19 protein-coding genes and 1 pseudogene are annotated in these 26,043 nt (G+C 42.9%); 13 read left to right on the forward strand and 7 right to left on the reverse strand.

Annotated features, from left to right (window positions below; all coding sequences use genetic code 11):
* The 3 genes from HJG39_RS11730 to HJG39_RS11740 all read left to right on the forward strand — a co-directional run.
* A partial coding sequence (locus HJG39_RS11730) for a chitinase N-terminal domain-containing protein (protein WP_268409416.1) occupies window positions 1-930 on the forward strand: 930 nt, incomplete at its 5' end.
* A gap of 1 nt (window position 931) precedes the next feature.
* The gene (locus tag HJG39_RS11735; RefSeq protein ID WP_268409419.1) at window positions 932-4,375 is read left to right on the forward strand and encodes a hypothetical protein; all 3,444 of its coding nucleotides are present in this window, start codon (window positions 932-934) and stop codon (window positions 4,373-4,375) included.
* 116 nt (window positions 4,376-4,491) lie between these two features.
* Window positions 4,492-5,298: a hypothetical protein gene (locus HJG39_RS11740; RefSeq protein ID WP_268409421.1), complete on the forward strand. Its 807-nt coding sequence runs from the start codon at window positions 4,492-4,494 to the stop codon at window positions 5,296-5,298.
* 28 nt (window positions 5,299-5,326) lie between these two features.
* Here HJG39_RS11740 and HJG39_RS11745 read toward each other — a convergent pair.
* Window positions 5,327-5,530: pseudogene (locus HJG39_RS11745) on the reverse strand (integrase core domain-containing protein); the annotation flags it as partial.
* Window positions 5,531-5,819: 289 nt separating this feature from the next.
* Here HJG39_RS11745 and HJG39_RS11750 point away from each other — a divergent pair.
* The 9 genes from HJG39_RS11750 to HJG39_RS11790 all read left to right on the forward strand — a co-directional run bounded on the left by HJG39_RS11750 (window position 5,820) and on the right by HJG39_RS11790 (window position 17,189).
* Complete coding sequence (locus HJG39_RS11750; protein ID WP_268409423.1) at window positions 5,820-8,192, forward strand: amidohydrolase family protein; 2,373 nt, start codon at window positions 5,820-5,822, stop codon at window positions 8,190-8,192.
* Window positions 8,193-8,452: 260 nt separating this feature from the next.
* On the forward strand, window positions 8,453-9,361 hold the full coding sequence (locus tag HJG39_RS11755; RefSeq protein ID WP_268409424.1) for a ribokinase: 909 nt from the start codon (window positions 8,453-8,455) through the stop codon (window positions 9,359-9,361).
* Between the two features lies 1 nt (window position 9,362).
* Window positions 9,363-10,325, forward strand: a complete 963-nt coding sequence (locus HJG39_RS11760; RefSeq protein ID WP_268409425.1) for a nucleoside hydrolase — start codon at window positions 9,363-9,365, stop codon at window positions 10,323-10,325.
* A gap of 201 nt (window positions 10,326-10,526) precedes the next feature.
* On the forward strand, window positions 10,527-11,135 hold the full coding sequence (locus tag HJG39_RS11765; protein ID WP_268409426.1) for a 5-formyltetrahydrofolate cyclo-ligase: 609 nt from the start codon (window positions 10,527-10,529) through the stop codon (window positions 11,133-11,135).
* A 28-nt stretch (window positions 11,136-11,163) separates the two neighbouring features.
* Window positions 11,164-11,826: a ribose-5-phosphate isomerase RpiA gene (gene rpiA, locus HJG39_RS11770; protein WP_268409427.1), complete on the forward strand. Its 663-nt coding sequence runs from the start codon at window positions 11,164-11,166 to the stop codon at window positions 11,824-11,826.
* Between the two features lie 151 nt (window positions 11,827-11,977).
* Window positions 11,978-13,207, forward strand: a complete 1,230-nt coding sequence (serA, locus tag HJG39_RS11775; RefSeq protein ID WP_268409428.1) for a phosphoglycerate dehydrogenase — start codon at window positions 11,978-11,980, stop codon at window positions 13,205-13,207.
* 398 nt (window positions 13,208-13,605) lie between these two features.
* On the forward strand, window positions 13,606-14,250 hold the full coding sequence (locus HJG39_RS11780) for a methylamine utilization protein (protein WP_268409429.1): 645 nt from the start codon (window positions 13,606-13,608) through the stop codon (window positions 14,248-14,250).
* Entirely contained in the window at window positions 14,228-16,585 is a 2,358-nt protein-coding gene (locus HJG39_RS11785; RefSeq protein WP_268409430.1) for a sensor domain-containing phosphodiesterase, read from the forward strand. The genes HJG39_RS11780 and HJG39_RS11785 overlap by 23 nt, the downstream gene beginning before the upstream one ends.
* A 115-nt stretch (window positions 16,586-16,700) precedes the next feature.
* Window positions 16,701-17,189 (forward strand): putative 4-hydroxy-4-methyl-2-oxoglutarate aldolase, encoded by a 489-nt coding sequence (locus HJG39_RS11790; protein WP_268409431.1) that lies wholly within the window; start codon window positions 16,701-16,703, stop codon window positions 17,187-17,189.
* 7 nt (window positions 17,190-17,196) lie between these two features.
* On the opposite strand, the gene HJG39_RS11795 is transcribed toward HJG39_RS11790, so the two are convergent.
* From HJG39_RS11795 to tkt, 6 genes are all read right to left on the reverse strand, one after another.
* Window positions 17,197-18,078 (reverse strand): alpha/beta hydrolase, encoded by an 882-nt coding sequence (locus HJG39_RS11795; RefSeq protein ID WP_268409432.1) that lies wholly within the window; start codon window positions 18,076-18,078, stop codon window positions 17,197-17,199.
* A 109-nt stretch (window positions 18,079-18,187) separates the two neighbouring features.
* The gene (locus tag HJG39_RS11800) at window positions 18,188-18,937 is read right to left on the reverse strand and encodes a DUF481 domain-containing protein (RefSeq protein ID WP_268409433.1); all 750 of its coding nucleotides are present in this window, start codon (window positions 18,935-18,937) and stop codon (window positions 18,188-18,190) included.
* Between the two features lie 176 nt (window positions 18,938-19,113).
* Window positions 19,114-20,010: a fructose bisphosphate aldolase gene (locus HJG39_RS11805; protein WP_268409434.1), complete on the reverse strand. Its 897-nt coding sequence runs from the start codon at window positions 20,008-20,010 to the stop codon at window positions 19,114-19,116.
* A gap of 74 nt (window positions 20,011-20,084) precedes the next feature.
* The gene (locus HJG39_RS11810) at window positions 20,085-21,263 is read right to left on the reverse strand and encodes a phosphoglycerate kinase (protein WP_268409435.1); all 1,179 of its coding nucleotides are present in this window, start codon (window positions 21,261-21,263) and stop codon (window positions 20,085-20,087) included.
* 26 nt (window positions 21,264-21,289) lie between these two features.
* The gene (epd, locus tag HJG39_RS11815; protein WP_268409436.1) at window positions 21,290-22,294 is read right to left on the reverse strand and encodes an erythrose-4-phosphate dehydrogenase; all 1,005 of its coding nucleotides are present in this window, start codon (window positions 22,292-22,294) and stop codon (window positions 21,290-21,292) included.
* 64 nt (window positions 22,295-22,358) lie between these two features.
* Window positions 22,359-24,356, reverse strand: coding sequence for a transketolase (tkt, locus tag HJG39_RS11820; RefSeq protein ID WP_268409437.1), 1,998 nt, complete (start codon window positions 24,354-24,356; stop codon window positions 22,359-22,361).
* A gap of 418 nt (window positions 24,357-24,774) precedes the next feature.
* On the opposite strand from tkt, the gene metK reads away from it, so the two are divergent.
* Window positions 24,775-25,923: a methionine adenosyltransferase gene (metK, locus tag HJG39_RS11825; protein ID WP_268409438.1), complete on the forward strand. Its 1,149-nt coding sequence runs from the start codon at window positions 24,775-24,777 to the stop codon at window positions 25,921-25,923.
* Window positions 25,924-26,043: the final 120 nt, after the last annotated feature.

Below are 26,043 nucleotides of genomic sequence, written 5' to 3' on the forward strand. Positions count from 1 at the left end.
GAAACCTACTACTGGCGTATCCGTTCAGATAGAACGGGAGAGAGTACGTTTAGTTCTTATCGCGCATTTGTTGTGCCAATTCCCGTACCATCAACACCAACTTCATTGAGCGTGCCTGCGCGAGTGAATTCGGGAGTTGCTTTTACAGTGAGTTGGAATCCTGTATCAGGAGCAACTTTTTATCAGCTGTATGAGAATAATGTAAAAGTATATTCTGATTCCAGTCGCATTTTTCAGCGTCAACTGCCAGTTGGTAATTACGATTACAAAGTCAGAGCTTGTAATAGCTCGGGATGCAGTACTTTTACTTCAATTAAAAGAACTGTTGTTGAACAGCCACTCGGTACTGCCGTCTTATTTAGTCCAGACAACAATGGGACTGTCACCAATGGCATTCCGTGCTTTAGTTGGTCAGAAACAACAGGCGCTCAAAGTTATACAGTGCAAGTTAGTAGCGATACCAATTTCAATCAATATAGCAAGCGATGGGTCTTAAACGATGTTGTTGGTACAACACAATGCTGGAATACATCATTCAGGGCAAACCCAACCGCAGGAAGTACGCCTACTCAATTGCCGCCAGAAACCTACTACTGGCGTATCCGTTCAGATAGAACGGGAGAGAGTACGTTTAGTTCTTATCGCGCATTTGTTGTGCCCAAGATTGGTAGCGTAAGTTGGTCAAAGACGCAATTCCATGTGGGCGAAACCGTCCAAGTTGAGGGGCTACTAACAACTGTTAGTTATTGCTTATCCGACGGAGCTACTCCGATTAGTTTTAATAATACTCAGCAGATTATTTTTTATAAAACAACTTCAGGAAACTCCAATTGGAGGTGTTTTAATAACTCGAATCAAGAGGTTCAACAGTTTAGTTCAAATTTAACTGTTAATAAGCTGTCCGCCCCTATGAACTTAGGAGAGAGATAACATGATTAAGGATAATGCGGATATGCGTGGCTCTTTGACTTTTCAGAATAGTTCCTTTGTTACTGCACTGTTTGTACTTGGTGTACTAATATTTTGCACACCTTCACTTGCATATACGCCCGAAGCAGAAGCATTTGCGAGTGGTCAGCAGCAACCTTACAGACAAGTTGATAGTAATGCTATGCCTTTTAGTTCGAATAATGGTGGCATTATTCCTGTTCAAATTGTTCCATCGGTTCAATCTCTGAATAAATCACAATCATATAAAGAGGCTTCATCAACCAATGCGTATAACGTTACGATGGGCTGGGCTAGTGTGGACTTTGCTCAGCAGTATCGACTAGAAAAACGGCGAAAAGGCACACAGGATTGGTCAGTAGTCTATCAAGGCGATAACACCATTGCTGAATTAACAAACCATCCTTCAGGAGAGTTTGAATTTCAGGTAATTGGATGTTTGATTAACCCAGCCCAACCAACCACCCCATTATGTGAAGAAGTCGCCCACTGGAGTGATATTGCAACGGTCGATATCGGTGGTGGTACTTGTCAAGCTTGTGATTCAGTCAATGCATTAATGCAGACAATAGCTCAGGAACATGCTTTTGAACCTTATTATTTCGGACAAAGGAAATCTGTTGATTCTGTTAGTGTTAGCAAAGCAGGTAATGCTGTTGAACTATCGGGTGCATTCCTAACACAAGCAGCAGCACTAGCAAGTGTTACCAGTGCAGAGTTTGTGTATGGTCGTATTCGGGTAGATGTTGACAATTTAACATCGTGGTTGGGTGTGGGCGATGTCCAAAATGCCGCTCAAATACTAGCCATTGGCGGTGCTAACCCACAAATATTTGTGCAAACTCAAAATGGTCCCCCGGTTTATGTTGAAATGGACCATGTATGGGCGGAAGTAAATGGCGTTGTCGCAGACCCCTCATTCCAAATTAAATCCGTTCCGACAATTAAAAACTTACAAAATGACGCAGGCGCAAGTTCGCAGAGCGTTTTGGATGCGTTGGCACAAGCAGGAGCCTTTGATAACCCAGACGGAATAATGCTGCCTGACTTAAATCAGTTTGATGAGTTAATCGAAAGTAATCAAGAGACAGTTAGAAGTCACTTGGCGCAATCCACTCATTTAACTTACTCCGACTACCTAGCAAGTAAAGAAATCAGCTTAAGCAGTTATGAGTATGGTCAAGCACTTCCTTATGACATAGTCCGAGAGGACGCTCGACATTCAGTATCTGCTGATTTTGGCGGATCTGATGATATTTTTGATGTACTCCCTGCTTTGAAGAGAGAGCGCCTTATTGTTCGCACTAGCGGTATAAATTACACCGTTAATATGGATAAAGCGCTAGACACCTCTGTAGTGATTGACTATGTGGCAGCGACAACAAGTGACCAGTCAACTATCGATAGCAATGGTGGCTTATTAAATACGCCTTATCAAGGCGTAAGTTTAAAGCCTCGCTTACTTATTGATGGACAAGAGGTTGCAAGAGGTAACGCAAAATCAGTCGGTAGTTACGATACCATTACTGTCGAAATGTTGGATGGCGGTGAGAGCAGTAACGTATGCAATAACTTCAACAAAAAAGACTGTCGTGACATTGTGACTCACAACGTCACTGTGGGTGGTGTGCATGCCATTGCATTAGATGGACAGTACATTGACGGCACATCTTTGGAACAAGAAGCTGCGGCCTTGCAGGGATTGTCGCAAACTTACGCAAGTAACTTACTTGATTCGCGTTTTGCAGGACCGCTTCTTAGTTATCTAGGCCGTTCTTACCATAAACAACTAGATGTTGAGGTACAAAACGCCAGTGCGAGTACAGGTTCATTGATTTTTCATCAGGTTAATGAGGCGATTATTTCTATTGATTTAACCGCTCGTCAGGTAGCTGATGGCAGTTACAAGATGTCGGTTGGCTCTAGGAGAATCGACGCACCAAGAAATTTATTCGCTATCCTTCCTCATCAAGCGAGCAACAGTTATGACTCTGCTCCAGTATTATTTGCGCTGGGACAAGCTGCATCAGCTCTTGAACACGCAGTATTTGCCAAAGCAATGGGCTGGCCTGCCGAATCAACTATGTCGATACTCCGCTACGCGGCTAATCATGAACAACCGATTTATGTTATTAATCAGACCAACAAAGATAGCCTCTTACCTCAACTAAGTTATCGTCAGGAAATGATAACGAATCTGAGTAATCTCATTGATGATGGCCGAATCGTCATAACCCCTTCTGGCCCACAAACCATATCTGATTGGGAAGGCGTTGGTTTTATTGCGCTAGACCCTGATACAGGAGCTGCTGCGTTTATTATTAATGGCGGCGCAGCAGGAGGAGAACAACCTCTAGGCGCATTAACTCAGCAACAGACGAATAACACTTTTGCAGCTGATGTTTCAAATATTCTAAGTGCAATAGGTAGCGGTGTAGGTGCTGGAGTCGATGGATTACTTTATGGGACATACAATGAAGTTTTGTACCCCACTCCTTTATTGCAAAACATAGCTACTGGCTCAACCCTCATTTCAGACTTTTTATTAGTGGGTGATATACGTAACTTGGGGATTTCGTCCTACGAGGCTGCTTTTAACAATGGTTCATATGGTGATGTGGGAATTGCTATAGTAGGTATAGCTCCGTGGTACGATATTGGGAAAGGAGCTTATAAAACCGCCGATAACGTTTTCGACATAAAAGGCCTTGATAATATTGCTGATACACTAGGCTCAATTTCTGACGCATCAGCAGTCTATTTAGGAAACTTAACCAGAAATGCGGATATTTATGGTGCCACTAGCTTTTCACTGGAAAATTCCATTAATTCTGTGGTGACCAGTGCTAGCAGAAATGGTTTAGACTTTACTAGTGTGGTAGTGCAGGATGCCAACGCATTTAGCAATTCTCTGGGATTAAGTTTGAATGGATTAACCAGTGCGGGGGCAAAAGGCCAGTTTGGTGAGGCAGCGGCTCAAAGTTGGGCTAGAAGCAACGGTTTAGAGTGTTATTTTTGCAGTGCCGATACCTCTGCACAAGGGTTTGATAATGTTTTCAGAAACCCAAGCACTGGCGAATTTATCGTATCAGAAAGCAAATGGGTTAGTTCAAATTCCAACATTGGTGTTGGAACTTTAAGCAATACAAATAATGGAAGGCAACTATCTGAGAGCTGGATGTTTGGTGTAAATGGTGACGGTGTTGGCAGTGCTTTAAGTAGAACTTCCAACCTAAGCCAATCACAACGAACAGAGTTGCTTACGGCTTTTCAAAATGGAAACGTGAGAACCCAGCTTGTTGTTGTTAGGCCAAGACATGTTGGCTCTGGGGTAACACAGCGTCTTGCCAATGATGCGACTTTTGGGGCGAACGGTTCTCAGAAACTAAATGATATTGTGATTATAGAAGTACCAGTTAACCCATAGTTTAAATATTAAGTAATATGTTGTGATCTGATAAAATTGAATACACAAAAACGCGACATCATATATTGGTGTCGCGCATTCAAGTTGTAGTTCAGATATGGAGTTCAAATATAATAATGATGACTGCGTTAGAAGAAATTAAATTTAGAGCTGACTCATGCTCAACAATGGCAAACATTAGGCCAGCAGAACACCTTCCACCATCCAAAAAAGCTTTTGGGTACAGAATATGTAGTGGCTATTCTTATGGCGCCTATATTTATAATACAGCTCTAGGTCTGGATGAGAATGCAAAAACACATTTAATAAATAGGTTTAGACTTGATTCATTAGCCGTGGATGTCTGTCAGGAAGATATGCTCCCAAGTTTGGAAAATATCTATCAAACAAAGGCGCTTTTGCTGGAGGATGTATCTGAAGTGTCGAAAAAGATTATTAGTATAGCTAAAACAAATACAAATGAGTTTGTTAGTCACTTATGTACAATTCTTTCATGTTTACGATTAGAGGAAGACCACAAACCCTATATGGATTGGTTTAGAAAGTGGGAGGCTAAAAAGTACACCTCAGTACTACCGGGATCTTCAGATGCCATTGAGCACTTAGTCAATCGAGATGAGAATAATTTGGTATTAACCCTAGATAATATGTTGTTAGCTCATCATAAAGAAGCAGGTAATCGGCATTCTAACATTTACAATTCGCACGCAGCATTTTTGAGTTTGGCTCCTTATTTAATATTGGAGCTAGCCGAGCATCTTGGTATGGAGCTTCGTTCTAGAATTACACAAAACAAAAAAACGCTTAAGTTAGGTCTAAGCTCCCCAGCTGACTTTCCTGAAACACCTAAAAACCATAAGATGCCAATAGAAATCGATTATCTTACAGCGAAAACAAATATAACCTCTACAGCAACGGATTAAGAGTCTGGAAACTAAGTAGGCAGTATTTTCAAATTAAACCGTACCCTTTATTTAAGCGGTCTTCATGGTTAATCGGTGACATACCCTTGTTAGCAGTATGAAGCTGGTCAAAGTTGTAATATCGCACATTAGCTGCGACATTATTTTTCATATGTTCTCTTATTGGTTGTAGTGCTTTTAGTAGCCAATCATGCTTTAAACTACCGAAGAACCGTTCAACAACATTATCCCAATGTCTTGTTTGAACTCATTGGTATAGCTTCTGTTTTTTCTTTTTGTCCAAGTCACCTCAATATCAGGATTATATTCCTCATATTGAAGTGTCCTGTTTGACTAAAACAGAACAGACAAGAAAGCCTGAAAAGCTTAGACATACCGTAAATGGCTTTTTCTATACTTAACAACATAACCCTCTTACGATTTGCCTGAAATATTATGAAATAAACATTCCATTCCAAAAAATTTACTCTGCCACCCACTTTTCATTATTGACGACTTTAAATAAACGATGGGGGCAAACAATGTTTGTAAATAAGTTTGGAAACCGCTTAGCAGCACTCACCGCTGTCATTTCTGGTTCTTTGACCTTCGGAGCTAACGCAAGCGATGAAGAAATAGTAAACAGCTACCTTTTTTTCGGCGGCAATATTATCACCATGTCGGCGGAAGATTACGACTCCGAAATTAAGCCGGAAGCCATATGGGTATATAAAGATAAAATTATGTCCATGGGCAGTAAAGAAAAGGTTTATCAGGACGCAAAAGAACAAATAAACGCCGACAAAATGGCTAATTTAGCCATTCTCAATGGTCCAGAATATCCTGACAAAAAACCACCACCCGTCACACACAAACTAAACATGTATGACCTATACGGCAAAACACTGATGCCGGGATTTGTAGAGCCTCATACCCATTTACCACTACTGATTTCGTTTAGCCCTGTTACTGACCTTTCCCCGTGCTTACCTGAGCGTTACAGCTACACAACCTACGACGATGATAAGATTAATTGCGCTGTAAACCTGTCTGAAAGCATCAACGCACTAAACGATAGCTCAAAACGCGAATTAAAAGCGCTGCCATCAAAAAAAGGCTGGATTATGGCGAATGGCATTGACCCTTCGCGCCTCGTAGCGAGTAAAATATCAGAAATAAAACCTGAAAAAGCCGAAGAGCCTGAAGGTTACGTTGACGGTATGATCACCCCTAAATTTTTCATCGATAACCCCGCCAAAGTCATTGAAGACTTCGTAAAGGGCGCTAAAGACAATCCAGTCTTCATCCTCGACCAATCAGGGCACGTTGCCTACGTTAATATGCAAGCTTTTGTTGAAGCCGGTATTTGCAGCGATGTTAAAACCTGCTCTCCGAAAAATATGATAAATGATACAACCTTGCCACAAAACCAAAAACCAGCATTGGGCACATGGGTTGTAGATGAAAACGGCAAACATTTCACAGGAAAATTATTAGAAGAACCAGCATATCGAAAATTTATTCAAGCTATCCAAGAAAACTCGGGAATCAAAAATAGTCCATTTTTCTTTATGCCTTTTAGTACAGAGGATGAGCAAGGTAAAGCCAATACTGTTGCAAATAATCTTTTGAAAAAAATCAGCAAAACGGGTGTCACAACCATGGTCAACGCTGGAGGTATGACAAGCGATGAGCTCGAATACATGAAAAATTTTGCTATATCAAAAGAAAAAAATATCTATCAAATGCGATTCCGAAGCCTCATATCTTCTGAAGTTATCGATACAAAAGGCGTCGTTCCCCCAAAAGCGGATACCACAAACTCAGATTCCCAAAAGGCTACACCGCTCGATATTGCCAATTTTTATCGAACATCGGTTTGGGAAGAAGATTATGCAGGATTATATGGTGCCTACGGTATTAAGTGGTGGGCAGATGGCTCCACTCAAGGTTGCAGTGCTGGCCTAACAGATAAATACGCCGATAAGGGCTTATGCGGGGGAACTAGCCTTGAAGAAGGAATGAATTATACAGACGAACAACTGTACAAAAGCCTAAAACAATATTGGGGAGATTGGGTTATTCAAGTTCATGCAAATGGTGATAAAGCAATGCAGCATTCGCTTTGCGCATTCGATAAATTGCATCAGGAAAGACTCATGACCAGTGACCCAACAAAAGTCCAAGACATGCCTATTGTTTTTCATCATGCAACGGTTTCTGGCGACCCCAAAACCAATGAAAATGTGATTAAGGATATAACTGCTGCGCGCAATAACACTTACAAATGCCCATATAATCAAAAAAATAAAGGGCTTATTGCTGCTTACACTAACATTCAAGACAAGCCAAAACTTGATATTAGTGTCAGCCATACGCCGGGCCACATTGCCTATTGGGGAGGCGCTTTTCAAAATGGCGAGACAAAAGGTTCAATAAAAACCAGCAATATTTTGGGTAATCCAAGAGCCGGCGCGTTGGATGCAATGGCGGCGGAAGTTGCTCAACACATTCCTGTTTCTTTACACAGCGATGCACCAATAACGCCAATTAATCCGCTATGGTATGTGGAACAAATGGTGACGAGAAACACATGGTTCTACCCTAACCTAGGTGATGAGGATGTACAGAGAATGCCTCCAACATCCTTATTCGGCGACCCAAAATCCGATGTTTATAATGCATTGAAAGCAATCACCATTGTGCCTGCACAACAAAATTTGCTGGGGAATAAAATAGGAACTATTGAAGTAGGAAAAGTGGCTGATTTGGTTATTTTAACTGAAAACCCGCTTACGGTAGGTAAAAACAAAATTCACGAAATAAAAGCGGTCCAAACGTTCGTGAATGGCAGCCCTGTCGATTGGTCTCAAGACTACGAAGACAGTTACAAAGATAATAAAACTGCCAAATAGCCCCCTCATAAAACGAAAGCAGTAAGGCATTTTTTGCCTTACTGCTTTCGCCTAAAAGATAGCATCCAAAGCATCTTCTGACCAAACGGTCAAAAAATATCGAATATTCAAAAGAAAATTTTTTAAATAACTTTCAAATAGTTAAGCAAATCTTGCCCAACAAGACTGTTTGAATTTTATGCACACAAACACAAAGTCATTAGTATGATTGTGTTTTTTGCTTTAAAGTAATCAGCCTTAAACTCAACTGACACTCGCATATGATGGTTATTAATTTAGGTTCGATTAATGTCGATCATGTTTATCAGGTTCCGCATTTTGTTGAACCGGGCGAAACGCTCGCATCAACGGGTTATCAACAATTACTAGGCGGCAAAGGTGCAAACCAATCAATTGCACTTGCACACGCGCTAGCAAATTCAGATGAAACCGTTCAGCACCTTGGCTTAGTTAACGAAGCACAATGCCACATTAAACAAGATTTGATCCGTGAACAGGTTGACTGTCGCTATGTCAAAATCAGCGAAAAACCGACAGGACACGCTATCATCCAAGTGAATGAGTCGGGTGAAAATGCCATTGTTTTGTTTGCAGGTGCAAACCACGATATTCAAACCGATCTTGTTCAGCAAGCTATTGATGAAGCGCCTGAAGGTGCATGGTTATTAACCCAAAACGAAACCAACGCTATTGGCGATGCCATGAGAATGGCGAAAGAAAAGGGAATGAAGGTTGCTTTTAACCCTGCACCAATGAACGATTCGGTCAAACAACTTCCACTTAATTTAGTTGATTTATTCATCGTAAATGAGGTGGAAGCAGAAGATATCTCTGGCACGCGCGAATTAGCCCAAATTGAAACCTTCTTTAAGCAACATTACCCAAATGCCGCAGTTATTATTACTCTGGGTAAAGCGGGGGCGGTCATGATTAAAGGCGGGGAACGAATTCAAGTACCAGCCTTCGAGGTAGAAGCCGTTGATACCACTGCGGCAGGCGACACCTTTATCGGCTATTTCTTAGCGTCATACATGAAAAATAACAACGCCCAAAAAGCATTAACTCAAGCTTGTGCTGCATCGGCCATTGCCGTCACGCGCCCCGGCGCTTCACCGTCTATTCCAAAGGCAGAAGAAGTACACGCATTTTTGGAAAAACAGGGGGGATAAGATGAAAGAGAAAATTATAATTGATACCGACCCGGGTATTGATGATGCAATGGCGATATTCTTCGCCAGTCAGTCACCTAATTTAGATTTAATCGGTTTAACCACGGTTTTTGGCAACGTACCAGTCGAAATGTCGACGGACAACGCTATCCGCCTTTGCGACATACTCAAAAAAGATATTCCCGTTTGTACTGGTGCAGGTAAACCCTATGGTGGCGACGTAGAGCCATCTTTTGCACATTTTGTTCACGGTGATAACGGCCTTGGTAATATTGAGTTACCTCCACCATCTCGCCAAGAAGACCCGCGCTCAGCAGCCGAGTTTATTATTGAAATGGCGAAAAAATATCCGGGTGAAGTAACACTCGTTGCGGTTGGCCCGCTAACCAATGTGGCGCATGCATTAGACCTTGAACCAGAATTACCTAACTTGCTCAAACGTGTTGTGGTCATGGGTGGCGCAGCTAGAGTAAAGGGCAACGTATCGCCTGTTGCGGAAGCGAACATTTGGAACGACCCTTACGGTGCAGAAAAAGTATTCGCCACGGAATACGCTAAACCACTCACCCTGATTGGTTTAGATGTCACGTATGCAGTGAGCTTTAGTGTTGAATTTAACGACAAACTTGAGCAGCTTAACCCTGTGATTGGAAGTTTCATGAATAAAGCCGCCAAATTTTATACGAAGTTTTATTCGGAAGTGTTCCAAAATGCCAAAGAGCCTGTGTGTTACTTCCATGACGCTTTAGCAATTGCTCATATTATTAATCCAGACATCTTCCAATACCAAGACGGTTATATCCGTGTTTCCAAAGATGAACTTTGTTACGGTCAAACCTCTTTCGAAGGAACCGATAACCCCATGCCGAATCCGGCGTGGTCGAGTCAACCTATTGTGAGCGCAGCGTTAAAGGTTAACGACGATAAAGTACGAGACCTAATTCAAGAAGCATATTCGCTCTAACAGCGCTTGAATTAACAGAATACCGTAGTAGCAATCCAACAGCACGGCTGGTCAAACAGCGTGCTGTTTTTCTTAGTCTTCAGCTTATTCAAACAAAAAAATCTAAAAATCGGCTTTTTTTTCATCCTCTCTCGCGCCATACTCCCCTACCAGCTTTTGCACAATGCTGTGCATAATTAACCAGCAGCAACGACTTTTGCAGTGACCAAGACACCTAGACAACAACTTCGAGCCCTGTTTCGCGCCAAGCGACGCGCGTTGTCTGAGCAGGAACAGGCGAAAGCAAGTCAGGCAATTATCTCCCAGTTAAACAATCATGCCTTCTTTCAAAACACGCAACACATTGCCTTGTATTTAGCTAACGACGGGGAAATTGACACCGCACCTGTTATTCAAGAGGCGTGGCGTTTAGGCAAGCATGTTTATTTGCCGGTACTGCACCCGTTTTATCAAAAAACTCTCGTTTTTGTTAATTACACAGCAACAACTGAAATGCGTAGCAATCGCTTTGGCATCCCTGAGCCTAAAGTCGAATGTCCTCAACTTTGCCCTATTCAACATCTTGATGTGATCTTTACCCCTTTGGTCGCGTTTGATGCTCAAGGAAACCGAATGGGGATGGGGGGCGGATTTTATGATCGCACGCTTGCAACGCTCAATACGTCAAAGCAAAAACCCAAAGTGATTGGATTAGCCCATGATTGCCAACAAGCAGAAAAAATCCCCACCGAAAATTGGGATATACCGTTGGATGCAATCTTAACGCCATCACAATGGATTTCAGATAAAAGCGCCAAACCGAATTTTTGAATTAACCTTTAATAATAGTGAGTTCGCCATGACCCAAGACGATAAAAAACGTGCCGCCGCAGAAGCCGCGCTAAAGTACGTAAAACCCGACAGCATCGTAGGTGTTGGCACTGGCTCTACCGTCAACTACTTCATCGACGCATTAGCGTCAATGAAGAATGACATTGAAGGAGCGGTTTCAAGCTCTGACGCTAGCACAAAACGCCTTGAGGCACTTGGCATTGAAGTGTTCGACTTAAACAGCATTAGTAGCTTCGACATTTATGTTGATGGTGCCGATGAAATCACCGAACACATGCACATGATAAAAGGAGGAGGCGCCGCCCTCACCCGAGAAAAGATTGTTGCCGCGGTGGCTAAGCAGTTTATTTGCATCATCGACGATAGCAAACAAGTTCCCATGCTAGGCAACTTCCCTCTGCCAATTGAAGTCATTCCAATGGCTCGTTCTTATGTTGCTAGGGAATTAGTTAAGCTCGGTGGCGATCCTGAATATCGACAAGGTGTTGTAACGGACAATGGCAACGTCATTCTTGATCTTCATAACTTAACAATCATGAATCCCCCTGAATTAGAAAGCCAAATCAATCAAATCACTGGGGTGGTGACGAACGGCATTTTCGCTCGTCGAAGTGCCGATATTGTATTGATTGGCACCGATAATGGTGTGAAATGTATCGAACCTAAGTAATGACTTCGATGCTTAAACATTGCACATTTTTTCGTATCTGATAAAGTGCAAAATCAGACGGCTAGACGTCTAAAATATTGCGTTAAACTTCCCATTGTCAGTAACGCACAGTAAATTACTTCTTCAAATCAAGTTAACGGGTAAAACTGCCATGAGCAAAGTGTCGTTGTCTAAAGACAAGATCAAAATTTTATTGCTAGAAGGTGTACATCAAAGCGCACTGGAAACGCTCAAACGTAATGGCTACAGCAATATTGAGTATATAAAAACATCGCTTGGTGAAGAGGACCTCATTGAAAAAATTGCAGATGTGCGATTCATTGGTATTCGATCAAGAACACAACTAACAGAGAATGTGCTAAAAGCCGCTAATAAGTTAATTGGCATAGGGTGCTTTTGCATTGGTACCAATCAAGTCAATTTGGAAGCAGCGCAAACACTTGGCATCCCGGTATTCAATGCGCCTTTTTCCAATACCCGTTCGGTAGCAGAATTAGTGCTAGGTGAAATTATCTTGTTGTTACGAGGTGTTCCACAGAAAAATGCGCTTGCCCATGCCGGAGGCTGGGAAAAAAGTGCGGTCGGTTCTTATGAAGCCAGAGGGAAAACACTGGGCATAATAGGTTACGGTCACATTGGTACGCAACTCAGTATTTTAGCTGAACATTTAGGCATGAATGTTCAGTTCTACGATATTGAAGACAAGTTGGTATTGGGAAATGCCGTGCAAGTCAGCAGTTTAACTCAGCTGTTAAAAACCTCTGATGTGATTACGTTGCACGTACCTGAAACCCGTGAAACACAAAATATGATTGGCGCGGCTGAGCTTGATGTCATGAAAAAAGGAGCGATTTTAATCAATGCTTCAAGAGGAACCGTTATTGACATAGATTCACTTGCTGAAGCATTAAAGAACCAGCATTTAGCCGGAGCTGCCATCGATGTGTTCCCTGTTGAACCTAAATCCAATCAAGAAGAATTTGTGTCTCCGCTGAGAGAATTCGACAATGTGATCCTCACTCCACATGTTGGCGGCAGTACGCAAGAAGCACAAGAAAACATTGGTAAAGAGGTTGCTAGTAAGCTAGTAAAATACAGCGACAACGGCTCCACCGTAACAGCAGTGAACTTCCCTGAAGCTTCTTTGCCGGAACACTTAGGACGCTCTCGTTTGTTACACATCCATAAAAACACGCCGGGGATTTTGACAAAAATCAACCAGATTTTCGCAGAAAACAACGTCAATATTGCCGCACAATATCTGCAAACAGATGAATCTATCGGTTATGTAGTTATCGATGTTGATACGGATCAAGCAGATACCGCACACAATCAACTGAAAACCATTGAAGGCACGATAAAAACCCGTATCCTACACTAGTGTTTCGTTCTTTTTTCGCGCACTAAATCAATATCCGTTTAGTGCGCGTTTTGCGTCATATAGAATTAGAAAAAACAACCTAATTTCGGTATCTTAACGTAAGTTTTGTACATTTTTTTAAATATCAATGATGGCATTTTTGTTCAAATTATAAGCTATTCAAAAAAGGTCCCGGGAAATCCTACTTAGATGAAACTTTTTTCCAATTTTCTCGGACTATGTAACATGTTATTTGTACGCTAGACTATTTCTTATTGAGCGAAAAGTTGATATTTTTTACCCCAGATTGAAGAATGTGTCATAGACTGCATTATACCGTTTCGTTTTCCTTGGTCGGCTACAATTATTGACCATAGTGTTTTTGTTAATAGATGTATATTGTCTGGAATAATTGAGTGATGATGAAGAACTTTTTGGCTGTATTGACCTTTTTATCAGTTTCGGTTGCTCAGGCTGGTGCGCTCAAGGTAAAACTTGTTGATAATCAGGCGTTGCATCTTACTAACGCGGTTGTATATCTAGAAACCGATGAGTACAAAGGTCAATACGAAGGTGATACCATGGCTATTATGGATCAAATTAATCGCCAATTTTCCCCTTACATTCTAGCGATACAAAAAGGCCAGAAGGTTTCTTTTCCAAATTCAGATTCAATCAAGCATCACGTATATTCATTCTCTCCAACTAAAAAGTTTGAGCTTCAGTTATTCAAAAACCGTCGCGCCCAATCCATGCAATTCGAAAAACAAGGGGCGGTTGAGTTAGGCTGCAATATCCACGACTGGATGCTAGGTTATATTTTTGTTGTCGATACCCCTTATTTCGCACAAACGGACAAAGACGGGGGTGTGACCATTGACGCACCAGATGGCGATTACACGCTACGTGTTTGGCACCCTCGAATTCAAGAACAAGATATAGAGAAAAAACGACCAGTATCAATATCGGGAACGCAGGAAGTCACCATTAAGCTCAGTGAAACACTGGCACCAGGAAAGGATGAATTTGGTGGCGAGGCAGATGAGTTCTCGGAATATGATTAATAGCCAACTTTTTAGCACACTTCGTGCACGTATTCTTTTAAGCTACTTGTTCTTCCTGAGCTTATTAGTTTTTGTCACCTTTTATGTTGTTCAATCAACAACTTATGAACATTCTACAGGCCAACTTTTAGCTCATGCCAAAGCATCGGCCAATGTAGTAAAAGATAAAATTGTCAGCCGTAGCAACGCCCTTCAAGAGTCATTAAATACCGTCAGCAAAGATTTCAGCTTTAAGCAGCTTATTGCGGGAAGTGTAGATGATAAAATCAGCTTAAAAGTGGCCTTGCAAAACTATCAGCGACGTAACGATGCTGATATAGCTTGGGTGCTGAGCGACAAGCAAGAGGTGCTAGCCTCGACGGCGACAACAGAATCCAACACTCTAAAAATTGATGCACAAAAATTTACTCATCGTGATATTCAATTGCTGTTTATCGACGACCAGTTTTACTTAATTAAAGCCGCTCCCATTAAATATGTTGAATCATCAAGGAATATTAATGGTTGGTTGGTCATGGGAATTGATACGCGACGTTTAATCACGCCAGAGCTAGTTGAACTAACTGATATGGATGTGACACTGCTCAGGTTCAATGTGCCGCATCAAATCATCGGTACAACACATTCTACCAAGCTTATTGAGCAGCTTACGCTCCTCCCCGTTAAGCAAGAGGTTGGCTTACACCAACTTAATAAACCTTTGCACCAATACCTCTATTTCACCGACTTATTTGCGCAGTGGAATGGCACCCCTATTCACATCCTGCTGACGACCCATGAAGAAAAAGCCTATGTTTCTTATAACAGCTTGCTCTTCCAACTGATTTTGATTCTGGCCATCGCTGGCATTATGGCAAGTACCGCCGCCATGTTCTTATCAAACGGCGTACTCTCGCCCATTGTGAAGTTAGTTGCCGTTGCGAACCAAATACGAAAGGGCAAATATGTGTCGAATTTCCCGACGTCTAGTACGCTCGAGGTTGCTTCTCTTTCAAGTGCAATTAGTGCCATGCAGGATGGAATTAAATCAAGGGAAGTAGAAATTCAAGATTTAGCTTATAACGACTCGCTCACCAAACTCCCGAACCGCAACCGCTTCTATAAAACGCTTAAAGAAAAGCTCAGTGATTCACCCGCACCATTAGCCGTTATGATGCTGGATTTAGATCGCTTTAAAGATATTAACGACACCGTCGGGCATGAAATAGGCGATATTTTGCTTCAAGATATTGCCAATCGCCTAAAAGAATCGGCCACACCAAGTGTATTTATTGCACACATTGGCGGGGATGAGTTTGGCGTTATCGTTGATAACATCAAAGATCAAACACCTGAAACGATCGCCAATGAATTTTCATCTTTATTCGATACCCCTTTCCACATAGCACAATTAACGTTAGATGTTGATGTTAGTATTGGTGTCGCCACTTACCCTAAAGATGCCGATTCTGCGTACGGATTGATGCAATGTGCAGATATTGCCTTATATAGCTGTAAAGGGTTGCACTACCCCATCGCCTTATACAACCCTGAACTAAACAAACATTCCGTCCAGCGTTTAAATTTAATGTCTGAATTACGCGGTGCTGTCGCGCTTGGTCAATTGAGTTTGTACTACCAGCCTAAGCTCTCTATTGAGGAAAACCGTATTTCAACAGTGGAATGCTTAATTCGCTGGATTCATCCTATTCACGGTTTTATTCCTCCCGATGAATTTATTCCTTTAGCTGAACAAACCGGGGCGATTCGCGAGGTTACACACTGGGTATTAAAAGAAGCATTTCGACAACAAAAAACCTGGAAAGAGCAAGGCCATTCCATTGGAATTGCCGTGAATATTTCTGCCATTGATTTAGTGGATATGACGTTGCCCACTTACGTTGAAAAGCTAATGCAAGAATATAAATCTAGCAGTAAATGTTTAACCCTAGAAGTAACCGAAAGTGCCGTTATGTCGGAACCCGAAAGTGCGCTAAAAGCATTAAACACACTGCAAAGCATGGGAATCACCTTGTCTATCGATGACTTCGGAACCGGCTATTCCTCCATGGCGCAACTCAAGAAAATGCCCGTTTCCGAGTTAAAGATTGATAAAGCCTTCGTTCTCGATTTAGCCAACAACGAAGACGACCAAGTGATGGTACGAACGCTAATTGCACTCGCTCAGAATCTCGGTCTCAATACCGTTGCAGAAGGTGTAGAAGACAGTCAATCATTATCATTACTCACTGATATGGGTTGTACAAAAGCTCAGGGCTTCTATTTAAGCCGACCGCTTCCTGCAAAAGACTTCACCGACTGGTTAAAGCAATACGAAGAAAAAGAATCGGCCTAAGTTGAATCGGTAAATTTGGCAAAGTAATAATCGGCATTCACCAATTTAACTTCTCGCCACGCGCCAATCTTTGTATGCTCATGACTGACTTGTCTATATGAGGCTTTAATTACCCATGGCCACTGCAAATTTTACCACTCCCGATTTATGTGACGATCACCCCAACAAGGTGCAAGTCGTCGAGCTAGACTTGACCAACTACGGCGCTCGAAAAAGTTTCTGTGGAGAGATTGTCACCGTGAAGTGTTTCGAAGATAACTCTCTGGTAAAAGAGCAAGCTAATCACAACGGCAAAGGAAAAGTGCTAGTAGTAGATGGTGGGGGTTCTTCCCGACGGGCATTGCTTGGCGATATGATTGCCGAGAACTTTGTTAAAAATGAGTGGGAAGGAATTATCATCTTCGGCCGTATCCGCGATGTTGATGTTATTGCGACATTGGACTTTGGTGTACAAGCACTCGGTACGGTGCCTATCAAAACCGAAAAGCGCGGGCTTGGAGATTTAAATGTGCCTGTTCACTTTGGTGGAATCGATTTCCAGCCGGGGGATTACGTGTATGCCGACAATAACGGCACCCTTGTAGCTAAATCCCCGCTGCTGTAGCTTAAGTTTACTCAGGTTTTTGCGCCGAGTTGTTTGTGCTCAGCGATTCCAACGTTGACAATATCATGGTGAAAGCTTGGCTACCCGGATGAACCCAATCAAAATGTCCGGCAGTTTCATTTAGTCGCGCTTTAGCCCCTTTTAATGAAGCATGTTGCACGTTTACGATGGCGTCTTGGTTGCCGTGTAATAAAACGGTGTTCGTCATTGGCTGTTTTTGAGCAGGGTCAGCCTTAGTATATGCATCCGCTTTTGAAGCGGCTCTCCCCCCCATAAACTGGGGCGTTGCAGTTTCACAACTATTTTCCCCTTGAGAGTATTTAACAAGATCGGTAATCGCCGCAAGACCAATCACGCCGGAGATATTCACCCCTTGTAACACCTCTTTAGCTTGCCAGTCGCTACCCGCTAATACTGCCAAATGCCCACCAGCCGAGTGCCCCATTAACACCACAGAGTTCACCTCAACACCAAATTGCGTTAGGTTATTCGTCGCGTCAATCCCGGCCAGAATATCTTCATATGTCCCCGGCCAACCTCCACCAGTGTCACCAGTACGGCGATATTCAAGAGACCACACATGATAACCAGCTTGGGCAATGGCTGTTGTTAGGGGATAAGAGTGTTGAATATCGTAAGCACTTAGCCAGCAACCACCGTGAATAAAAACCACCAGCGGTTTGGTGTTACCTTCATCGGAAATCCACAACTTGCCATACTGTAAGCTGTCTTCTCCGTAAGCAAGCCTGTGAGTTGCTTCCTGAAAAGGTAATGCTGTTACGGCGTCATAAGGAACGTTAGAAGCAATTTCGGGAAAAGATACGGCTTCTACACCTGAACTTGTTATTACCGCAGCGGCTACGGCCGCCACTTGTTTTATTTGAGGCATAAAAAGTAAAAAAGAGCTAAACAAAGCCCCTTTTTACTTGGATTCATCTGATTATGCAAAGAAATCGAACATCACTACTTATTTTAAAACCAGAGTTCAACGTAAAGCATTAGAAGAAGGAATAAACCAAAGTTGCTGTGGTTTCTGTATCTAACTTTTCAGTACCGACTTCCACGTTACTGTTGTGGTTTAAGATGATAGAAAATTTCAACGACATTGAGCCATTAACTTGCGCCGAAATCGACGTTTCCGAACGAGACTTGGTGTTTTCACTACCCACTTCCGTACTGACAATTTGTTTGAATGTGGCAGAATCAGAAACTTTCCATTTGTAGTCGAAAGCACCACGAACAATCACACCATTTCGGCTTTCTCCTTCCATGGTTCTGGCAATGGCATAACCCGGACCGACACTGTATGCAAGACGTGAGTTTTTGTTTTTCCACAACTTGCTGTTCCAACCCGCTGCAATAGTAGATTGATATTCAAAACCGCTGAATCTGTCGTCTTCGTATGATCCGAATAAGAACAACCGATTATCAGGGTTTGTTAACTTATAGTTTCCCTGACCTGAGAAAAATATCTTTTGCGCACTGGTTTGGGTTTGTTCGCCTTCTTCTGTATCCACTTCTTCGCGCTTGTATAGCATTTCCAAGACATAATCATTACTCCAACTTTCCATCTCGTGATGAGAAGCCAAACGCCCTTTAAAAGAAGATGTTTCCGTATTTCCCGTTGTGAAAAGCAGTCCCACTTCACCATCTAGACTAAACTCTTTTTCCGGTTCCTCATCTTCAGCATAGGCGTTACCAAATGCGAGCAGTCCGGCGGCGAGTAATAAAAGTGGTTTTTTAAGCATTGGAAAAAGCTCCTTGGGGAAATAGCAACACTTCAAAAGTAGAGATAATGATAGGCATGTAATCAATTACTTCGAAATACGGCGAAATTTATATTTAGTACAACAAATTATTCATGAATTTACAGAGATGTGAACTGAAAAGTGGAAAAATCCACCTTTCAGTCCAATTTTTGGGGTTAGCTTAACGAAGCTTGATAAATACTTTCGATTGAGCTGTTTAGCATATCATTGAATTCATCTTCACTTTGTTTCGCTGAAAGTCCTTCTGTTAACGCTCTAGAGAAACTTGCAATCATGCCGTTATTTTCACTGACGCGCTTGTTCGCTTCATCACGAGAATAACCACCAGAAAGTGCTACCACCTTTAAAACATTGGGATGTTCTACGCATTCTTTGTAGAAATTCGCAGTTTCAGGCAAGGTTAGCTTCAACATCACTTTATCGTCACCTAATGCATCCAAATGCTTCAACAACAAACCTTTAAGGATGGTTTCAGACTCTGCTTTATCCGTAGAATGAATATCCACTTCTGGCTCAATAATGGGTACTAAACCTTTTGCTAAGATACGCTTACCAATGTCAAATTGTTGCTCCACCACTTTAGCAATGCCTTCTGCATTTGCTTGCTTAATAACGGAGCGCATTTTGGTACCAAACACGCCTTGTGCCACGGCTTTATCCAACAATTCATCCAATCCCGGCATTGGCTTCATTACTTGAACACCGCCTTCCTCGTCGGCCAGCCCCTTATCGACTTTCAAGAAAGGAACAACTTGCTTTTCTTGCCAAAGGAACTGCGAACTTGGCATGCCACCAATGTCACGATCCAAAGTATTTTCAAACAAAATTGCGCCTAAAATACGCTCACCAGTGAATGCTGGACTAGTCACAATTCGTGTACGCATAGCATGCACTGTTGCGAACATTTCTTCGTCACCATTGTATTCACTTTCCTCTACACCATAGAGCTTAAGCGCTTTCGGGGTGCTTCCACCGCTTTGATCTAATGCAGCAATGAAGCCTCTACCGTTTTGCAATTTTGCTAACATTTCTTGATTGGCTGGCGCAGCCATTGGCAATACTCCTATAAATTGGTTAACGCCGACGCAACGACATTAATGTAAAAATAAAGTTCTGTTATCTAATCTTAAGCTCGTCCACGACGCTCTAGCATCGCAACTGCTGGTAACTCTTTCCCTTCTAGGAATTCTAAGAAGGCACCACCACCAGTGGAAATATACGATATTTTATCGGCGATATTATACTTATCTACCGCGGCAAGGGTATCTCCCCCTCCAGCAATAGAGAATGCTTCACTGTCAGCAATTGCTTGCGCCAATGACTGTGTTCCCTCGGCAAATTGATCAAATTCAAACACGCCTACAGGCCCATTCCACACAATGGTGCCTGCCGACTTAATCATTGCCGCTAACTGTTCTGACGTATTCGGGCCCACATCGAAAATCATGTCATCATCAGCAATATTGGCCACACTCTTTAGTTCTGCAGGCGTGGTTTCACTAAATGCTTTACCTGTGACCACATCCACAGGTACTGGAATTTCGGCACCATTCTCTTTCGCGGCAACCATTAAACGATTCGCTTCTGGAATCAAATCGGCTTCATACAAAGACTTACCTACGTTGTGGCCTTGAGCAGCAATAAAGGTATTTGCAATGCCGCCACCAACTATCAATTGATTCACCTTGGTTGATAACGATTCTAAAACCGTGAGTTTTGTGGAAACTTTTGAGCCTCCGACGATCGCCAATAGCGGTCTAGCGGGCTCTTTTAATGCTTTCCCTAATGCTTCTAATTCGGCTTGTAGCAAGGGACCTGCGCAGGCTACTGGCGCAAATTGCCCAACACCATGTGTCGATGCCTGAGCGCGGTGGGCCGTACCAAAAGCATCCATCACATACACATCACATAACGCTGCATACTGTTTAGATAACGCTTCGTCGTTTTTTTTCTCACCTTGGTTAAAACGCACATTTTCGAGTACCACTAATTCGCCAGCTTCCAACTCAACGCCATCAAGGTAATCTTTGACTAAACGCACAGGGAAATCTAATAAAGAGGACAAGTGCTCTACAACGGGCTGCATTGAAAACGCAACGTCGTATTCCCCTTCTGTTGGCCGCCCTAAATGGGACATCACCATCACTTTTGCACCCGCTTCCAGGGCTTTTATCATAGTAGGCAAAGACGCTTTAATGCGAGCATCGGAAGTCACTTTCCCATCTTTCACAGGCACATTTAAATCTTCACGAATAAGCACTCGCTTTCCAGCAAGCTCTAAATCGGACATATTGATTATTGACATGGCAACCTCAAAAAAATCTGTTTACGTTAATTCATTAGTGCGAGCGTTGTATCTAACATCCGGTTCGCAAATCCCCACTCGTTATCACACCAAACCAGTGTTTTCACTAGCTGACCATGGCTAACTCGGGTTTGTGTGCCATCGACGATGCAAGAATGGGGATTATGGTTGAAATCGACTGATACTAAAGGTTCTTCGGTATAGTCTAAAATGCCAGGAAGTGTATTTATACTGGCCTCACGTAGGGCTTGGTTAACCGCGTCAACACTGACATTTTGATTCAGAGTAACGCTTAAATCCATTGCGGTAACATTAATCGTTGGTACGCGCACAGCAATGGCTTCAAAACGCCCAGCAAATTTGGGCAAAATACGTTGAATACCTGCTGCGAGCTTAGTATCGACTGGAATAATAGATTGGCTTGCAGCACGTGTTCGCCTTAAGTCTGGATGATAAGCATCTATCACTTGCTGATCATGCATGGATGCATGAATCGTGGTAATAGTGCCACTATGAACACCAAAAGCATCGTCTAACACTTGGATAACAGGCACGATACAATTAGTAGTGCAAGAGCCGTTTGATACGATTCGGTGCTCAGGTTTTAGTTTATTTTCGTTAATACCCATTATCACCGTTGCATCCATATCCGGCTGGCAAGGCTGGGAGAACAAGACCTTTTTTGAGCCTTGCTCAATGTGCAATTCACCCGCTTCTCTCGAGGAATGTACACCAGTGCATTCTAGCACCACATCCACGTTTAACTCTTCCCAAGGAAGCGAAGCAATACTTTCACAACGTAGTAACTGAATGTCGTCACCAGCAACGGTGAGCACATCATCCTGCCTTGACACAGGAAAAGCAAAACGCCCGTGGCTGGTGTCGTATTTCAACAAATGTTCAATGCCTTCTGGTTCTGCAAGTTCATTAATTGCCACAACATTGATCTGTTGATTTCGCCCTGATTCATACAAAGCCCTAACAATACTTCGACCGATACGACCAAACCCATTAATGGCGACGTTTATCATCCGATTGTGTTTTCCCATTTTTCGATCAAAAACGCCCGAAATATCGGGCGCTATAATTTACGATTTACGCAAGCAAACGGTTCGCATGCTCAAGCACGGCATCTACCGTTATACCAAAATGCTTAAACAAGTCGCCAGCCGGCGCTGACTCGCCAAAAGTATCCATACCTACGATTTCACCTTCTAAACCAACATACTTGAACCAGAAGTCACGAATACCCGCCTCAACAGCAATACGTTTTGTTACCGTCGCTGGCAACACTGCTGCTTTGTAGGCAGCATCCTGCTTTTCAAATACATCGGTACTAGGCATGGAAACAACGCGTACTTTTTTACCTTGTTCAGTCAGCGCTTTGTATGCGTCAACCGCAATAGACACTTCTGATCCCGTGGCAATAAGAATAAGTTCTGGCTGACCATCGCAATCACATAGGATGTAACCACCTTTAGCGACATTGGCGAGCTGCTCGGCAGAACGCTCATGCTGAGCTAAACCCTGTCGGCTGAAAATAAGGGTCGATGGACCATCAGTGCGTTCAATAGCGACTTTCCATGCAACTGCTGACTCAACCTGATCGCATGGACGCCAGTTGTCTAGATTCGGTGTCATGCGTAGTGAAGCAATTTGCTCTACCGGTTGATGCGTGGGGCCATCTTCACCTAACCCAATAGAATCATGAGTATAAACGAATAAGGCTGGCAACTTCATTAGTGCTGCCATTCTCACAGCATTACGCGCATATTCCATAAACATGAGGAAGGTTGCACCGTAAGGCTTAAATCCACCGTGTAAGGCAATACCATTCATAATGGCTGACATACCAAATTCGCGTACACCGTAATAAATGTAGTTTCCGTTGGCATCGTCTTTGGTTAACCCTTTAGAGCCAGACCAAATGGTGAGGTTAGAACCGGCTAAATCAGCAGAGCCCCCCATTAATTCAGGGAGAATAGGGCCGAATGCTTCTAAACTGTTTTGGCTTGCTTTACGTGAAGCGATATTGGCTGGGTTCGCCTGTAATTCAGCAATGTAGGCATCAGCGGCGTCGCTCCAAGATTCAGGAAGCTCGCCGTGTAAACGACGCTCTAGCTCGATTGCTAATTCAGGGTAAGCTTGACGATAGGCAGCAAATTGTTGATTCCAATCGGCTTCTGCTTCGTCACCCTTTATCTTCGCATCCCATGCAGAATAGTATTCTTCTGGAATTTCAAACGGGCCGTATTCCCATCCTAATGCTTTGCGTGTTAGAGCAATTTCGTCTTCACCTAATGGTGCACCGTGACAATCTTCTTTACCTTGCTTGTTCGGTGAACCGAAACCAATAACAGTTTTACAACAGATTAACGTTGGGCGAGTTTGGTCTGCTTTCGCTTCCTCAATGGCGGTTTTAATTTGCTCTGGATCATGACCATCAATATCGCTAATCACCTGCCAACCGTAAGCTCGAAAACGAGCAGGCGTGTCATCGGTAAACCAACCTTCCACTTCACCATCAATGGAAATACCGTTGTCATCCCAAAACGCAACTAATTTACCTAAGCCAAGTGTGCCCGCTAGCGCACAAGTTTCATGAGAAATACCCTCCATTAAACAGCCATCACCCATGAATACGTAGGTGAAGTGGTCGATAATGTCGTGGTCAGGACGGTTGAATTGAGCGGCTAATGCTTTTTCAGCTATCGCCATACCCACAGCGTTGCTAATGCCTTGTCCTAATGGGCCAGTCGTCGTTTCAACCCCCGGCGCATAACCATATTCAGGATGGCCCGGTGTTTTTGAATGCAATTGACGGAAGTTTTTCAGTTCTTCAATAGGTAATTCATAACCTGTTAAATGCAGCAAGGAGTAAACCAACATAGAACCGTGTCCATTAGAGAGAACGAATCTATCGCGGTTCGCCCATTCTGGATTGGTTGGGCTGTGGTTTAAAAAGTCTCCCCATAACACTTGTGCGATGTCCGCCATACCCATTGGCGCTCCAGGGTGTCCAGATTTAGCTTGCTGGACTGCGTCCATACTTAAAGCGCGAATAGCATTGGCGAGTTCTCTACGTGTTGGCATGGGGTTCTCCTTCATAAATACGGAAACATATAATTAATAATAAGCGCATTTCCCCAAATGGGAATTTCATTAATCTGAAAGATCAACGGTTGAGCGACCATGAAGTTTGGTATTTTTCTTCGTTTTGAACTTGCTATGTGAGGTAAGGCTCTGCGCTGCGTCAATTTTACTCAGACTCACCCTATCTGCAATGCTTGATCTGCAATATTCAAAATAATCATTTATACATAATGATAAAAATTGACCAAATAAGAGAATTTCCCCTCCCAGACAAAAATTTCTCATGACTTTTGTATCGAATACCGTACAAAAATAGTATTAGACATTTAGACGTCTAGAAGCATACACTGGTAATTCTAGTCAGCTTCTTTAGAATGTAGAAAATTTTGTCATTGTTGAATAATTTAGGAAGATAAATATGGCTCGACAATTATTTACTTCAGAATCCGTTTCTGAAGGTCATCCAGATAAAATCGCCGATCAGATCTCTGATGCGGTCCTCGATGCCATCCTAGAGCAGGATTCAAAAGCTCGTGTTGCTTGCGAGACTTACGTTAAGACCGGTATGGTGATGGTAGGCGGTGAAGTTACTACGTCTGCTTGGGTTGATATAGAAGAACTGGTTCGTAAGACAGTAAGAGATATTGGTTACACGCATTCAGATATGGGCTTCGATGCCGATTCGTGTGCTGTATTAAACACCATTGGTAAGCAGTCGCCTGATATTAATCAGGGCGTTGATCGTTCTCGTCCAGAAGAACAAGGCGCGGGAGACCAAGGTTTGATGTTTGGTTACGCCAGTAATGAAACGGATGTCCTAATGCCTGCTCCCATCACTTATTCTCACCGTTTGGTGAAGCGCCAAGCGGAAGTGCGTAAAGATGGCACATTACCGTGGTTACGCCCAGACGCTAAAAGCCAAGTCACCTTTGTTTATGAAGATGGCAAGCCTGTTGCAGTTGATGCGGTTGTGCTTTCCACTCAACATTGTGATTCCATTGACCTGAAAGAACTGCAAGAAGCGGTGATGGAAGAAATTATTAAGCCGGTGCTACCGACTTCTTTAATCTCAGATAAAACCAAATACTTCATTAACCCAACAGGCCGTTTCGTTATCGGTGGGCCAATGGGTGACTGTGGTTTAACTGGTCGTAAAATTATCGTAGATACCTATGGTGGTATGGCGCGTCACGGTGGTGGTGCATTCTCTGGTAAAGATCCTTCAAAAGTAGACCGCTCAGCGGCTTATGCTGGTCGTTACGTAGCCAAGAATATTGTTGCTGCGGGCCTTGCTGAGCGCTGTGAAATTCAAGTGTCTTATGCGATAGGTGTTGCTGAGCCAACCTCTATCAGCGTAGAAACCTTCAGCACAGGTAAATTGGACAACGAAGCACTAACTGCATTGGTAAGAGAGCACTTCGACTTGCGTCCTTATGGCCTTATCAAGATGCTTGACCTTGAAAAGCCCATTTACCAAAGCACTGCGGCTTACGGGCACTTTGGTCGCGAAGAATTCCCTTGGGAAGCAACCGACAAAGCAGAGGCATTAGCTGCTGCCGCTAAATAGAAGTCGATAGAATTTAGAATACCTTAAAGGTCCGCTTGTCGGGCCTTTTTTATTTATGCCTCTCTCCACTTGCTCCGCTCCAATTGATTAACCTAAAGCCATTGGATAACGCACTTTTAT

This window comes from Alteromonas sp. a30, from assembly GCF_026788005.1.
In the GTDB taxonomy this organism is placed as follows: domain Bacteria; phylum Pseudomonadota; class Gammaproteobacteria; order Enterobacterales; family Alteromonadaceae; genus Paraneptunicella.